We start from the raw sequence: 14,843 nt of genomic DNA, 5'->3' as shown, positions 1-14,843 counted from the left end.
AACGGCTAACACACCTCCACAATGAGCGACAGCACCGACGACAAACCGAAACAGAGCTGGTGGCGCAGGCTGTCCGGCGGCCTCAAGCGGACCTCGACCTCGATCGGCACGGCGGTGGCCGATCTTGTGACCAAGCGCAAGCTCGACCGCGCCATGCTCGATGATATCGAGGACGTGCTGCTGCGCGCCGATCTTGGAACGGCGGTCGCGGAGCGGATCGCGGCGGCCGTCGGAGAGGGGCGTTACGACAAGGCGATCTCCGCCGATGAGGTGAAGACTGTCGTTGCGACCGAAGTTGAAAAAGTCCTCGCGCCGGTGGCGCAGCCGCTGGTCATTGACGAAACCCAAAAGCCGTTCGTCATCCTGGTGGTCGGCGTCAACGGCTCCGGCAAGACCACGACCATCGGCAAGCTCGCGGCGAAACTGTCCGCCGAGGGGCGCAAGGTGATGATGGCGGCGGGCGACACGTTTCGCGCGGCAGCCATCGATCAATTGAAGGTCTGGGGCGAGCGAACCGGATCGCCGGTCATCGCGGGCGCGCAAGGATCGGATTCCGCGAGCCTTGCATTCAATGCGCTCACCGAGGCGCGCAACGACAGGCGCGATGTGCTGCTGATCGACACCGCCGGCCGTTTGCAGAACAAGGCCGAGTTGATGAACGAACTGGAAAAAATGGTTCGCGTCATCCGAAGGGTCGACGAATCCTGCCCGCATGCGGTGCTGCTCGTGCTCGACGCCACCGTCGGACAGAACGCGCTTTCGCAGGTCGAGGCGTTTCATCGCACCGCAGGCGTCACCGGCCTGGTGATGACCAAGCTGGATGGGACGGCGCGTGGCGGCATTCTGGTGGCGCTGGCGGAAAAGCACAAACTGCCGGTGCATTTCATCGGCGTCGGCGAGGGGGTCGACGACCTTGCGCCGTTCACCGCGCGCGATTTCGCGCGGGCGGTTGCGGGGATCGAAGGCTGACATGCGATTGACTGGAGCACGCTGCGGCTTGGGTTTACCTCTCCCATTGGTAGAGGTCGGATCGCGCTTGCGATCCGGGTGAGGGGTTACGATGGTCGAGAAGTTGTACGCCCTCACCCCGACCCTCTCCCCACGGGAGAGGGAGCGCGTCGGGTGTGTTGGGAAGCTTCGGATTATATGATGGACAAGAAGCAACCGCACCCGGTGTTCAAATTCGCGACCGAACTCGGACCGCTTTTGGCGTTCTTCGTCGCCAATGCGAAGTTCAACCTGTTCATCGCAACGGGCGCGTTCATGGTGGCGATCGTGGCCGCGATGATCGCGTCCTACGTGGTGACGCGACATATCCCGTTGATGGCGCTGGTTACCGGCATCGTCGTCATCGTGTTCGGCACGCTGACGCTGGTGCTGCACGACGAGACCTTCATCAAGGTCAAGCCGACCATCATCTACGGGTTGTTCGCATCCGTGCTCGGCGGAGGATTGTTGTTCGGTCGCTCCTTCATCGCGGTCATGTTCGATCAGGTGTTCAACCTCACGCCGCGGGGCTGGCGGCTTCTGACGCTGCGCTGGGCGCTGTTCTTTTTGGGCATGGCGATCCTGAACGAGATCATCTGGCGGACCCAGAGCACGGATTTCTGGGTCAACTTCAAGGTGTTCGGCGCGATCCCGCTCACCATGATCTTTGCGATGATGCAGATGCCGCTAACCAAACGCTATCATCTCGAACCCGCCACGCTCGAGGCCAGCGATGCGAGGGAAGGGGATATCGGACCGAGTTGAACCTCGCCCCGCAACTGGGGGCGAGGTTGGAACGTCACGGCCTACTTCGGCTGCGACGCGATGATCTGGCCAGAGATCTTCTTGTAGGTCGCTTCGGGAAGAATCTTCTTGGAGACGAGCTGGTCCTTCTTGGCGTAGGGACGGCCGGCGATGATCTTGTCGGAATACTTGTCGCCGATGCCCTTGAAGGCCATCAGTTCTTCCTTGGTCGCGGTGTTGATGTCGAGCTTGGCCGCCTCGGCGTTTGCGGGCGCCATCTTGCTGGCAGGCGCCATCTTCCCGGCAGGTGCCATCCTGTCGGACTTGGCGGCGGGCTGAGTGGATTGGGCCATCGACGGCGTTGAGGCGAGCAGACCGAGCGCAAGCGCGGCGGCGGTGATCGAGGCAAGGGTAAAGCGACGCATGAAAAATCTCCCTTCCGGGGGCTGTTGCTAGAGCATGATCCCGAAAAGTGGAAACCGTTTTTCGGATAAGATCATGCTTAATCAAAATAAGGTCAGGGTCTGGTTCAACGCAGTTGAACCGGATCCTGACGGCAAAGCTATCTGTTGATTTGCGGCGGAGCGATGGCCGCAAAATGAACGGCAGATAAACGCCGGGAATATATTTGGCGTTATTCCGGGGCGTGCGAAGCACGAACCCGGAATCCAGTAAAGTTGCGCGCGATTTGTGTCTGGATTCCGTTCTGGTCCTTCGCATCATCCGGAATGACGACCAGGTTGGCAAGAGCCGGCCTTCAGGAGCCGGCCTTTCAGGAGCCCGCCTTCAGCGCTTTCTCGATTTCCGGCTTCAGCACGGTGTCGACGTTTTCCGGCGTGATCGCGCCGACCAGCTTGTAGACGATGGTGCCGTTGCGCCCGACCACGAAGGTCTCCGGCACGCCGTAGACGCCCCACTCGATCGAGGCGCGGCCGTTGTCGTCGGCGCCGACGACGCCGAACGGATTGCCGTAGCGGCCGAGGAACCGGCGGGCGTTGTCCGGCGCGTCCTTGTAGTTGATGCCGACGAATTGCACGCGCCGGTCCTTGGCAAGCTCGGTCAACAGCGGCGCCTCGCCGTGGCAGGGGACGCACCACGATGCCCAGACGTTGACCAGACTGACCTTGCCCTCGAACGTCGCGGGGTCGATGCCCGGCACCGGCTTGCCGTCGCTGACGAGACCGGACAGCGGAGGCAGCGTGGTTTTGGGGACGGGATGGCCGATCAGCGCCGAGGGGATTCGCGAGATGTCGCTGTCGCCGAGCCGGAACCAGAACAGCAACGCCAGCGCGCCAAAGACCACGAGCGGCAGCGCCATCAGCCAGCGTCGTTTCGGCGGCGTGGCGGGCATTGCGGGGTCGGTCATTTGACTTCCGCTGCGCTGCGTCCCGATCGCCTGACCGCGCCGGCGGCCTCGAGGTCGCGCAGGCGCGCCTTCTGGCGGCGGTAATCGGCAATCACCCAGGTAACGAGTGCCGCGACGACGGTTGCGACCGCGACATAGGACATGACGATGAACGAAGCGTAGGGACCGAGCGTCATGATCGTTATGCCGCCGACTTGCTGGCTTGCAGCATCTGCAGGGTGCGGACGCGGCGGCGCAGGATTTCATTCCGCATCGCGGCGATATGCAAGGTCAGGAACAGCAGCGTGAAGCCGACCGCCATCACCAGCAGCGGAATCAGGAAGGCACGGTCCAGCGTCGTGCCGCCCATGCGGATAACCGAAGCCGGCTGATGCAGCGTGTTCCACCAGTCCACCGAGAACTTGATGATCGGAATATTGATCGCGCCGACCAGCGTCAGCACCGCAGCGGCGCGCGCGGCGCGCGATGGGTCCTCGACCGCGCGCCACAGCGCCATCAGGCCGAGATACATCAGGAACAGGATCAGAACCGAGGTCAGCCGCGCATCCCACTCCCAATAGGTGCCCCACATCGGGCGGCCCCACAGCGATCCCGTCAGCAGCGCGAGGAATGTGAACGCCGCGCCGATCGGGGCCGCGGTCTTTGCCGCGACGTCTGCCAGCGGATGCCGCCATACCAGCGTGCCGAGCGCCGCGACGCTCATCACGCTCCACACGAACATCGACAGCCATGCATTGGGAACGTGGATGAACATGATCTTGACGGTCGCGCCCTGCTGGTAGTCATCGGGGGCGGTCGCGGACTGGTACAGGCCGATCGCAAGCACAAGCACGGTCACAGCCACGAGCCACGGCAGAATCCGGCCGGCGAGCGAGAGAAATCGGGATGGATTGGCGAGATCGATCAGCGTCATGGCACCACTGATAGTCGCCGAAGCCAGCGCAGGCAATGCGGATTCGGGCCCGACTTCTCTCTTAAGCAAAAGTTGATCGGCGGCATCGGGCGCCTCAATCCAGTCCGTGCCGCAGGCTTGCCGCGGCGGCGAACGGGCCGATCACCAGGCTCGCCAGCGACAGCGCGCACAGGATCGAGAACGGCGTGCCGAACGGCGATGGACCGGACAGCGCGGCGTTGGATGCGGCGACGCCGAAAATCAGCACCGGAATCGATAGCGGCAACACCAGCACCGAGAGCAGCAGGCCGCCGCGACGGAGCACGACGGCGAGCGCGGCGCCGATCATGCCGGTGAAAGTGAGCGCGGGCGTTCCCGCCAATAGCGTCAGCGCCACGGCGCCGGTCGCGGTGCCGTCGAGGTTGAGCAGCAGCCCCAGCACCGGCGTCGCGGCGACCAGCGGCAGCCCCGCCGCCAGCCAGTGCGCCAGCGCCTTGGCCGCGCAGGCCAGTTCGAGCGGCGTGCGGCTCATGACGATCAGATCGAGCGAGCCGTCGTCGTGATCGGCGGTGAACAGCCGATCGAGCGTCAGCAGGCTCGCCAGCAGGGCGCCGAGCCAGAGGATCGCGGGGCCGAGTTTTTTCAAAAGCGCGAGATCGGGGCCGACCGCGAACGGCATCAGCACCACGACCGTAAGGAAGAACAGCACGCCGATCAGCGCGCCGCCGCCGACGCGCAGCGCGACGCTGACATCGCGGCGAATCAGTGCGGCGAGGGCGGTCATGCAGGCTTGCTCCCTTCTGAGGGGAAAAGCGCCCCGTTTCGGATCGACCCCTCGCCCGTTTTCTCGCTACGCTCGAAACCACCCTCTCCCACGAGGGGGGAGGGCAGTCCGCGCTGAATGGCCCTGCTCACATCCCTCATCCCACGCTCCCGATCCGCAGCTCCTGCACGGCAATCCCGAGCGGCGTGTGCGTCGCGGCCAGGATGATGCCGCCGCCCGCAAGATGATCGGTCATGATGGTGGCAAAAGCGCTTTGGCCGGAAACGTCGAGCGCCGAGGTCGGCTCGTCCAGCAGCCAGACGGGTCGTTTCACCGCCAACAGCCGCGCGATCGACAGCCGGCGTCGCTGCCCGGCCGAAAGATAGGCCGCCGGCAGATGCCCGACATGGTCGAGCCCGACCGCCGCGAGCGCTTGTGCGGCATCGGCCGCTGATGTTGGCGACGCGCCGCCGAGAAACTCCCGCCAGAACGACAGGTTTTCGCTGACGCTGAGCGCGGGTTTCAAAGCGTCGCGATGGCCGAGGTAATGCGCCTGTTCGGGCAGCGTCAGCTCGGGGTCGCCGCCTTCGAGGCCGATCGAGCCGCCCTCCATCGCCAACAACCCCGCCAGGAGCCGCAGCAGCGAGGTTTTGCCCGCGCCGTTGGGCCCGGTGACCGCCACCGCACGGCCGGATTCAGCCATGACATCGAGACCGGAGAAGACTTCCCGTCCGCCCCGCACACATCGCAAGCCGTGCCCTGAAAGTTTCATGATGACCCTGTTTGCACAGCCGTCGTGCGATCTGTGTGCATGGCTGAAAGGCGGGGAGCAAGCATTGTTGGCGTGGCGGACAGTCTGGAAAGCCTCTATAAATTCGGAACTTGATGCAGCACAAAATCCCCCGCAACGAAACCCCGCGCATCAGTTTCTCCTGCGGTGTTTTGATACCGTCAGACAGTCCGGTACCCTAAACCCCTGGATCGGGATTCCTCACATGGCTTCGCTCGACAGCTTCAAATGTCTGAAAACCCTCAAGGTCGGCGGCAAGACCTACGCCTACTACAGTTTGCCGGCCGCGGAGAAAAACGGTCTCAAAGGCATCTCCAGGTTGCCTTACTCCATGAAGGTGCTGCTGGAAAATCTGCTGCGCAACGAGGACGGCCGCTCGGTGACCAAGGAGGACATTGTCGCCTTCTCCAAATGGCTGAAGAAGCGCAAGCTCGAGCATGAGATATCCTTCCGCCCGGCGCGTGTCCTGATGCAGGATTTCACCGGCGTGCCCGCGGTGGTCGATCTCGCGGCCATGCGCAACGCGATGCAGAATCTCGGCGGCAAGCCTGACAAGATCAATCCGCTGGTGCCGGTCGATCTCGTCATCGACCACAGCGTGATCGTGAACTTCTTCGGCGACAACAAGGCGTTCGCCAAGAACGTGGTGGAGGAATACAGGCAGAACCAGGAGCGCTACGAGTTTCTGAAGTGGGGTCAGAAAGCGTTCTCGAATTTCTCCGTTGTGCCGCCCGGCACCGGCATCTGCCACCAGGTCAATCTCGAATATCTCGCGCAGACGGTCTGGACCAGGAAAGAGAAGCTGACGATCGGCAAGAAGACCGCGACCCTGGAGGTCGCCTATCCCGACACGCTGGTCGGCACCGACTCCCACACGACGATGGTCAATGGCCTCGCCGTTCTGGGCTGGGGCGTCGGCGGCATCGAGGCGGAAGCCGCGATGCTCGGCCAGCCTCTGTCGATGCTGTTGCCCGACGTCGTCGGCTTCAAGCTCAAGGGTGCGTTGAAGGAAGGCGTCACCGCCACCGATCTCGTGCTCACCGTCACGCAGATGCTGCGCAAGCAGGGCGTCGTCGGCAAGTTCGTCGAGTTCTATGGTCCCGGACTGGATCATCTTTCGGTCGCGGACAAGGCGACCATCGGCAACATGTCACCGGAATACGGCGCGACCTGCGGCTTCTTTCCGATCGACGCTGCGACCATTGACTACCTCAAGACGTCCGGCCGCGCGGCGGCCCGCGTTGCGCTGGTGGCGAAATATGCCAAGGCCCAGGGCCTGTTTCGCAATGCCGCGTCGCCCGATCCGGTGTTCACCGAAAAGCTGACGCTCGATCTCGGCACGGTGGTGCCCTCGCTGGCGGGACCGAAACGCCCCGAGGGCCGGCAGGCGCTGCCGGCGATCGCCGACGGCTTCGCCGATGCGCTCGCCAACGAATACAGAAGGACCGACACCACGGCGCGTTACCCGGTCGAGGGCCGCAACTTCGATCTCGGACACGGCGACGTCGTGATCGCGGCGATCACGTCATGCACCAATACATCCAATCCGAGCGTGCTGATCGCCGCCGGATTGCTGGCGCGCAAGGCCGCGGCAAAAGGGCTGACCGCGAAGCCCTGGGTGAAGACCTCGCTGGCGCCGGGCAGCCAGGTCGTCGCGGAATATCTTGCGAACTCCGGACTGCAACTCGATCTCGACAAGGTCGGCTTCAACCTGGTCGGGTTCGGCTGCACGACCTGCATCGGCAACTCCGGGCCGCTGGCGCCGGAGATTTCGAAATCGGTCAACGACAATGGCATCGTCGCCGCGGCCGTTCTCTCGGGCAACCGCAACTTCGAGGGTCGCGTCTCGCCGGACGTGCAGGCGAATTATCTCGCCTCGCCGCCGCTGGTCGTCGCCTATGCGCTGGCGGGCTCGGTGACCAGAAATCTCGCCACCGAGCCGCTGGGCACGGACAAGGCCGGCAAACCGGTGTACCTGAAAGACATCTGGCCGACCTCGAAGGAGATCAACGCCTTCATCAAGAAGTTCGTGACCTCGCGAATCTTCAAGAAGAAATACGCCGACGTGTTCAAGGGCGATGTCAACTGGCGCAAGATCGATACCGTGCAGAGCGAGACCTTTCGCTGGAACATGAGTTCGACCTATGTGCAGAACCCGCCTTACTTCGAAGGCATGACGAAAGAGCCGGAGCCGATCGCCGACATCGTCGATGCGCGCATCCTGGCCATGTTCGGCGACAAGATCACCACCGATCACATCTCGCCGGCGGGCGCGATCAAGTTGACATCGCCGGCCGGCAAATATTTGAGCGAACATCAGGTGCGGCCGGCGGATTTCAACCAGTACGGCACCCGGCGCGGCAATCACGAGGTGATGATGCGCGGGACCTTCGCCAATATCCGCATCAAGAACTTCATGCTGAAGGACGCGGACGGCAACATCCCGGAAGGCGGACTGACCAGGCACTGGCCCGACGGCGAGCGGATGTCGATCTACGACGCGGCGATGAAGTACCAGCAGGAGAATGTGCCGCTCGTCGTGTTCGCGGGAGCTGAATACGGCAACGGCTCGTCGCGGGACTGGGCCGCCAAGGGCACCCGTCTGCTCGGCGTGCGCGCCGTGATCTGCGAGAGCTTCGAGCGCATCCATCGCTCCAACCTCGTCGGCATGGGCGTGCTGCCGTTGACTTTCGAAGATGGCGCGTCCTGGCAATCGATCGGTCTCAAGGGAGACGAGACGGTGACGATTCGCGGCTTGCAGGGCAATCTGAAGCCGCGCCAGAAGCTGACGGCTGACATCGTCTCGCGCGACGGCACGCTGCATCGCGTCCTGCTGCTCTGCCGCATCGACACGCTGGACGAACTCGACTATTACCGCAACGGCGGCATTCTGCACTATGTGCTGCGCAAGCTCGCGGCGTAATCTCGTGGTCCGATTACGGCATTCGCGCCTCAATCCGGCGGCGATGGCCTCACCGCGAATTGAGTGGCGAGTGAGCGAAAGGCAGCTTATGAAAACACTGGCCTCTCGCGGTCGGGGGCGTGCTTCCCTTCATAACGCAGGCACACGTCGTGCCGCGGTTTCGGTGTGGCCTCGGTGATGTTTCAAGGCTGTCTGTCGCGCGATCGTTTGTTTCGGCTGTTCGGCGTTTGCGCGCTTGGCGTTTGCGCGTCCGTTGCGGTCGTTCGTCCCGCTCTGGCGGATCCGCGCGCCGTCGTCGAACTGTTCACGTCGCAAGGCTGCTCGTCGTGCCCGGCCGCCGACAAGATCCTTGGCGATCTTTCCAAGGATCCCTCGATCGTCGCCCTGAGCATGCCGATCGATTACTGGGACTATCTCGGCTGGAAGGATACGCTAGCCGACAATCGCTTCACTGCACGCCAGAAGGCCTATTCGCTGGTGCGTGGCGATCGCGACGTCTACACGCCGCAGGTGATCGTCAACGGATCGGCCCATGTGATCGGCAACGATCGGGCGGCCATCGACAGTGCGGTCCGCGATACGCGGAAAAACGAAGAGGTGATGTCCGTGCCGGTTTCGATGGCCGTGGCGGGCAAGCAGCTCAATGTGTCGGTGGCGTCCGCCAAGGCCAACCATCCTTCCGATCACGGTGAAATCTGGATATGTGCGATCGCGAAAGCGGTGCCGATTGCGATCGGGCGCGGTGAGAACGGCGGCCGCGAAGTGACCTACCACAACGTCGTGCGAAGCTGGCTCAAGGTCGGTGACTGGACCGGCAAGGCCGGCACCTGGGCAGTGCCGATCGAGAATATCGCGCGCGATGGCGTCGATGCAGCGGTGGTCTATGTTCAGGACGGCAATCGTGACAGGCCCGGTCCGATGCTCGGTGCGGCCTACACCCCGCTTCACTGACTCAAAATTCTTTGCATGAGAGCGTTTTCGAGCGAAGCATCCTCGGACTTGGGCCGAGGATGGAAACCGCTGGGCGGGAAGAAAACGCGTCAAACAAAATCATGGAGCCTCGCTTCTGATTCCATCAGAAGCGGAAGGGCTCCAACTCGGTTTTCAGGTGCGTTCGTCCGGATGCCCATGCCGATCGGTGCGCCGGTTCGCATCGAGGCAACACTTTCGAACGTCTACAATCTGGCATCAGCCTAAGCCCACTTTCCAAAGACGAACGGCTTGCAAAAGACAAACGACTTCGCAAAAGAAAAAGGACCAGCTTCCGCCGGTCCCAAGCCGTCCAATCCTGAAGTTCCTGCGAAGGGGCCCGATCCTGACGGCCCCGGGGGGCTGGGGGCTGAGGATCCGGGTGCCGAAAGAATCGGGCCATCGCAGAGCAATTCTTGTCGCAATCCAGCGGGGCGGTTGCTTGACGGAAATTGGGCTGCATTATGATTTTTGATCTCGTGGTGATGCTTGTTAGCGGCGTTCTGACGCAGTTCGTGAAACGGGTACCTACAGGGTCTGTTAAGACATCCGACGAAGGCCCCTTGCGGCGGAGCCTCTCCGGCGCGATCATGTGCTTGATCGTGACAGGAGGCGCCGATGAGTTCGCTATCGGACGACGATGATCCAAGCGACAGCCGCACGGCAGAACGCAGTCCTGCCGTGCTTCCCATTCCGGGCCGGGTGACGTTCAATCGTCTCGAACTCAATCGCATCCTCAATCTTTATGGACGCATGGTTGCCGACGGCGAATGGCGTGATTACGCGATCGATTTCCTCAAGGACCGTGCGGTGTTTTCGATCTTCCGCCGCGCCTCCGAAGTTCCCATCTACCGCATCGAGAAGGACCCGCGCCTGACGCGCAAGCAGGGGGCCTATAGCGTGATTTCGGCCAGCGGGCTGATCCTGCGGCGCGGTCACGAACTCGACCGCGTCCTGCTTGTCATCGACCGCAAGCTGGCCCTGGTCTGATGCTGCTTCGCTCGGATGTGGCGATAGATGGTTCGAGCCGCCGCTTGCGAATGGAATCGTCAAAAGCAAACGCGGGATAAACCCCGATGGGGGAGTGACAAAGCGTCGAGATTTCCCGAGAATCGTTCAATCCGAATAGGGTTGGACGAGGCTGTTGGCGGTGGCTGGCGCGAGAAGACTTCTGGCCGGTTTTGCAATGGCTTGCGGCGCGCTGGTGCTGGTCTCGGCGCGTGCGGATGCGGGCTGGTGGTCGCGCGCGCCCTCTGACTTCGAGGAATGCGCTGCGAGCGCACAAAAGAATGCGGTGTCGCCGGAGGACAAGGACAAGCGGCTGACGGCGTGCGAGGCTCAATTTGCCGGTCGGCGCAAGCCTGGCGGCGGCTACACCTATTTCGACTTCATGCAGAACCGGCATTTCGATATCGCGGGACCGAACCCGACCGCGGACGAGCAGAAGTATATCGACGAGCAATATGCTGCCTATCTCAAAGATCAGCGGCGCAGCATCATCGCGGCGGCATTTTTTCGGAAGCAGCAGCAGATCGAGCAGACCCCTATCCCGACCGCAGTTCCTGCCAGCCCCCGTGCCGATCTTATGGCGCCTTCCGGCAGCGTCAGGACTGCGGCGGCGCCGAAAACGGCTGAAAAGCGCGTAGCGGTGCTTCCGCGGCCGCGCCCCAAGATGATAACGCCTCGCTGCGAAAAGGAACTTTTCTCGGCCTGCGGCTGGTCGCGAATCTCAACCGGGATGCAGGATATCAAAAGGGCCTTGTTCGGCTCGCCTTCAGGCAAAGATGAACGCAGCTGAAGCGTTCCGTCTTGATGGAAGCACGCTGATCGGCCGCCCTATCCCAGGACCGTTCGCCTTTACCTGTACCGTCCCCGTTCGCGAAAAGCGACGCGCGGGTTGATGCCGCAATGGGCGTAGGTTCCCGACGCCGTGGCCATGCACTGCCGATAGGTCGAGAACTGGCAGTTTCCGGGATAACCCCATTCCCTGCCTTGCAGGCAGTATCTGTAGTCATAGGCTGATGCGGGCGAAGCCGCAGCGGCGATCGTCAGGACGAAAGCGGTCAATAAAGCCGCGCCGATCAAATTGCGCATCTCGTGTCTCCTTTGCCTCCTGCTCGACGGACGTGACGAACTCTCAAAGCGGCGGGCGGCCGCCGGCAGCGCTGGACTTGGTCGAGACCATCGCGCTGGCCGGCAAAATGAACGGCCGAATTATTCGGCGCTGCTCACCAGCTTGATCTTCGGCGTCGCCGCCTCGATCAGATCATGATAGGCGTCGAGGTAGTCCAGCGCCATGCGCCGTGCCGTAAAACGCGCCTCGAACTCGGCCCGGACGGCTCTGCGATCGAGGGTCGCCAGGCGGTCGACGGCCGCGACCGCGCCGGTCTCGTCCTCAACGATGAAGCCGGTCAGACCGTCTTCGACGATTTCGGCAGCGGAGCCGCGATTGTAGGCGATAACGGGAGTTCCGCAAGCCATGGCCTCGATCATGACAAGCCCGAACGGTTCGGGCCAGTTGATCGGCAGCAGCAGCCCGACGGCGCCGCTGAGGAAATCCGGTTTCTCGCGATCACTGATCTCGCCGATATAGTCCACGAGCGGATGGTCCATCATCGGGCGGATGAATTCATCGAAATAGTCCTGATCGGCCCGGTCGATCTTTGCGGCGATCTTGAGCGGGATGCCGCAGCGAATGGCGATCTTGATCGCGCGGTCGACGCCTTTTTCCGGAGCGATGCGCCCGAGGACGGCAAGATAGCCCGGCGTGATCGGCCGGGGCGTCAGCAGGTCCTTCGGAAGTCCGTGATGGATCGTGCGCAGCCAGCGGGCCTGCGGGACCGGACGACGTTGCGCATTCGAAATAGAAATCACCGGAATCGATGAAAATGCGTTGAATACCGGTTGGTGCTCCGGAAGGTCGAGCCGCCCATGAAGTGTTGTGAGAAACGGCGTCGGTTGCCGTGAAAACAGCGAGAAGGGATAGTAGTCCAGGTGGAAATGGAGGATATCGAATTCCTCGTCATCGCACTTTCGGCGCACTCGTTCCAACATCACCATATGAAGGGCGTTCGGATCCCGCACGGCGCCGTCGAGCCGCAGGGCTTTCGGCCATGGCGCATCGAGCCGGGCTGAGGTTTGAGAATCGCCGCTGGCGAAAAGGGTCACGTCGTGACCAAGGGCGACGAGCTCCTCGGTCAACCAGTGAACCACGCGTTCAGTGCCGCCATACAGTTTCGGCGGGACAGCCTCCGTCAACGGAGCAACCTGCGCAATGCGCATCTAATCGCCTCCTGTCACATTTACGTTTTCATGAGATTAAAAAGCCCTTGAGAGCGCCAGCGTCGCTGTTTTGAACGCAATCGCGTCAGCGCAGTTCCCTCCATTCTTCCACATTGTCGTCTTGCTGATGCCATCACAGCCTTTCAGATAGGCTAGGCGGTCAATGCAACGAAGTTTCTGCGCATTGACGGCTTTTCTGAGGGTCTTGTGGGGCAGCTGGATCCGAGGAGACGTCACATCCGATCAACTTTTGAAAGCGCCTCGGTGGAAACGCATGAACGATTTATCGGGATATGCCGGTCGGCCTTTCTCCTTCGTGATGCGCTATTGCCGGCAGCGGTCGGCTTCGCATCTCGCGATCCTTTTTTGCGTCATGGCGGCGGTGGCCTGTTCGGTGGGAACGCAATACGGCGTCAAATCGCTGGTCGATGCGCTGGCATACGGACCTGCGCATAGCGGCGCGGTGTGGCTGGCATTGATCCTTCTCATCGCGCTGATCGCCGCCGACAATTGTCTCTGGCGAATCGCAGGCTGGGTCGCGAGCTTCACTTTCGTCGGCGTCACCGGCGACCTGCGCCGCGATATTTTCCGGCATCTTACCGGCCATGCGCCGAGCTACTTTGCAGACCGCATGCCGGGAATGCTGACGAGCCGGATCACCGCGACATCGAACGCTGTGTATACCGTCGAAAACATGCTGTTCTGGAACGTATTGCCGCCCTGCATCGCGACCGTCGCCGCGATTGCGTTGATCGGAACCGTCAGCCCGGCGATGGCGGCGGGGCTGACGATCATAGCCGTCGTCATGATTGCCGCGATGTTTAAAATGGCTGCGGCGGGAAAGCCCCTGCATGACGATTTCGCCGACAAGGCCGCGGCGGTTGACGGCGAGATGGTCGATGTCGTCAACAATTTGTCGCTGGTCCGGGCGTTCTGCGGGATCCATCACGAGCATGACCGTTTCGACACGACCGTCGGACGGGAGCTGAGCGCGCGCGGGCGAAGCCTTCGCTATCTCGAAAAACTCAGGATCACCCATGCCGCCATTACTGTCGTGCTGACCGTTTCGCTGCTGGCATGGGCCACCACGCTCTGGCAGCGCGGCGGCGCCACCACAGGCGATGTCGTGCTGGTCTGCACGCTCGGCATCTCAATATTGCATGCGACGCGCGATCTGGCGGTTGCCCTCGTCGACATCACCCAGCACGTTGCGCGGCTGACCGAAGCGGTCGCGACGCTGCTGGTTCCCCACGCATTGATCGATCATCCCGAAGCCGAGCCGCTGCAGGGACATGGCGCGTCCGTCGCGTTCAACACCGTCACGTTTGGCTATCCCGGCAGTCAGGCGGTGTTCGAGCGGTTCAATCTCCGCCTTCAGCCCGGACAGCGCGTCGGGCTGGTCGGCGAATCCGGCGGCGGCAAGTCGACGCTGTTCGCCCTGTTGCAGCGGTTCTACGATCCCGAGCGCGGCAGCATCACGATCGACGGCCAGGACATTTCGCGTGTCACGCAGCAGAGTCTGCGCTCTGCCATCTCCGTGGTGCCGCAGGACATTTCCCTGTTCCATCGCTCCATTCTCGAGAACATCCGTTATGGCCGCCCCACGGCGACCGACGACGAAGTGCTGCGCGCGGCGATCGCAGCGCGTTGCGATTTCGTGGAGAACCTTCCTGAAGGGTTTGCGACCATGGTCGGCGATCGCGGCGTGAAACTCTCAGGCGGGCAGCGTCAGCGCATCGCCATCGCGCGCGCCTTCCTCAAGGATGCGCCGATCCTGCTGCTTGACGAGGCGACCGCGGCGTTGGACAGTGAATCCGAAGAAGCCATCCGCGAGGCGCTCGGTCGCCTGATGCTGGGCCGCACCGTGATTGCGATTGCGCACCGGCTTTCGACGTTGCGTGATTTCGATCGCGTGATCGTGCTCAAGGACGGAAAGATCATCGAAGACGGCCAGCCCGGCCGCTTGATGCGCAAGGACGGACACTACCGGCAGCTCGTCGCGAGGGAGATGAGCCGCCTGTCGGTTCATGCGGCCTGAAGACTGTCGGTGTCGGGTGTCCGGCGCCGCGATGGGGAATCCGGCAGGGGTCAGAATGACGGCAATCGAAGCCACGGCTCAAATCACAC

15 protein-coding genes are annotated in these 14,843 nt (G+C 62.5%); 7 read left to right on the top strand and 8 right to left on the bottom strand.

Annotated features, from left to right (window positions below):
• Positions 1-21: 21 nt before the first annotated feature.
• Positions 22-969 carry a signal recognition particle-docking protein FtsY gene (gene ftsY, locus BGN91_RS14485; protein ID WP_292614289.1) on the top strand — a complete coding sequence of 316 codons (948 nt, stop codon included), beginning with the start codon at positions 22-24 and terminating at the stop codon, positions 967-969.
• Between the two features lie 180 nt (positions 970-1,149).
• A complete protein-coding gene (locus tag BGN91_RS14480; RefSeq protein WP_292614287.1) occupies positions 1,150-1,752 on the top strand; it encodes a septation protein A in 603 nt (200 codons plus the stop codon).
• Between the two features lie 41 nt (positions 1,753-1,793).
• Here BGN91_RS14480 and BGN91_RS14475 read toward each other — a convergent pair whose 3' ends face one another.
• The 6 genes from BGN91_RS14475 to ccmA all read right to left on the bottom strand — a co-directional run bounded on the left by BGN91_RS14475 (position 1,794) and on the right by ccmA (position 5,524).
• Complete coding sequence (locus tag BGN91_RS14475) at positions 1,794-2,156, bottom strand: helix-hairpin-helix domain-containing protein (protein WP_292614286.1); 363 nt, start codon at positions 2,154-2,156, stop codon at positions 1,794-1,796.
• A 347-nt stretch (positions 2,157-2,503) separates the two neighbouring features.
• A complete protein-coding gene (locus BGN91_RS14470; RefSeq protein ID WP_292614284.1) occupies positions 2,504-3,097 on the bottom strand; it encodes a DsbE family thiol:disulfide interchange protein in 594 nt (197 codons plus the stop codon).
• Complete coding sequence (ccmD, locus tag BGN91_RS14465; protein ID WP_292614282.1) at positions 3,094-3,273, bottom strand: heme exporter protein CcmD; 180 nt, start codon at positions 3,271-3,273, stop codon at positions 3,094-3,096. The genes BGN91_RS14470 and ccmD overlap by 4 nt, the downstream gene beginning before the upstream one ends.
• Before the next feature lie 5 nt (positions 3,274-3,278).
• Positions 3,279-4,010 (bottom strand): heme ABC transporter permease, encoded by a 732-nt coding sequence (locus BGN91_RS14460; RefSeq protein ID WP_292614281.1) that lies wholly within the window; start codon positions 4,008-4,010, stop codon positions 3,279-3,281.
• 94 nt (positions 4,011-4,104) lie between these two features.
• On the bottom strand, positions 4,105-4,773 hold the full coding sequence (gene ccmB, locus BGN91_RS14455; RefSeq protein WP_292614279.1) for a heme exporter protein CcmB: 669 nt from the start codon (positions 4,771-4,773) through the stop codon (positions 4,105-4,107).
• Between the two features lie 136 nt (positions 4,774-4,909).
• Complete coding sequence (gene ccmA / locus BGN91_RS14450; protein ID WP_292614277.1) at positions 4,910-5,524, bottom strand: heme ABC exporter ATP-binding protein CcmA; 615 nt, start codon at positions 5,522-5,524, stop codon at positions 4,910-4,912.
• 223 nt (positions 5,525-5,747) lie between these two features.
• On the opposite strand from ccmA, the gene acnA reads away from it, so the two are divergent.
• From acnA to BGN91_RS14430, 4 genes are all read left to right on the top strand, one after another.
• On the top strand, positions 5,748-8,465 hold the full coding sequence (acnA, locus tag BGN91_RS14445; protein ID WP_292614275.1) for an aconitate hydratase AcnA: 2,718 nt from the start codon (positions 5,748-5,750) through the stop codon (positions 8,463-8,465).
• Positions 8,466-8,642: 177 nt separating this feature from the next.
• Positions 8,643-9,416, top strand: a complete 774-nt coding sequence (locus BGN91_RS14440) for a thioredoxin family protein (RefSeq protein ID WP_292614273.1) — start codon at positions 8,643-8,645, stop codon at positions 9,414-9,416.
• Between the two features lie 636 nt (positions 9,417-10,052).
• Positions 10,053-10,424: a DUF2794 domain-containing protein gene (locus BGN91_RS14435; RefSeq protein WP_292614271.1), complete on the top strand. Its 372-nt coding sequence runs from the start codon at positions 10,053-10,055 to the stop codon at positions 10,422-10,424.
• A gap of 160 nt (positions 10,425-10,584) precedes the next feature.
• A complete protein-coding gene (locus BGN91_RS14430) occupies positions 10,585-11,232 on the top strand; it encodes a hypothetical protein (RefSeq protein ID WP_292614269.1) in 648 nt (215 codons plus the stop codon).
• A gap of 59 nt (positions 11,233-11,291) precedes the next feature.
• Here the strand turns inward: BGN91_RS14430 and BGN91_RS14425 are convergent, their stop codons facing one another.
• Complete coding sequence (locus tag BGN91_RS14425; RefSeq protein WP_292614267.1) at positions 11,292-11,528, bottom strand: DUF3551 domain-containing protein; 237 nt, start codon at positions 11,526-11,528, stop codon at positions 11,292-11,294.
• Between the two features lie 120 nt (positions 11,529-11,648).
• Positions 11,649-12,716, bottom strand: a complete 1,068-nt coding sequence (locus tag BGN91_RS14420) for a glycosyltransferase family 4 protein (RefSeq protein ID WP_292614265.1) — start codon at positions 12,714-12,716, stop codon at positions 11,649-11,651.
• 274 nt (positions 12,717-12,990) lie between these two features.
• Here BGN91_RS14420 and BGN91_RS14415 point away from each other — a divergent pair, with 274 nt between their 5' ends.
• Entirely contained in the window at positions 12,991-14,754 is a 1,764-nt protein-coding gene (locus BGN91_RS14415) for an ABC transporter ATP-binding protein (protein WP_292614263.1), read from the top strand.
• Positions 14,755-14,843: the final 89 nt, after the last annotated feature.

It is taken from the genome of Nitrobacter sp. 62-13, from assembly GCF_001896955.1.
In the GTDB taxonomy this organism is placed as follows: domain Bacteria; phylum Pseudomonadota; class Alphaproteobacteria; order Rhizobiales; family Xanthobacteraceae; genus Nitrobacter.
Note: the sequence above shows the minus strand (reverse complement) of the source record. Positions and strands in the feature narration are given on the sequence as shown.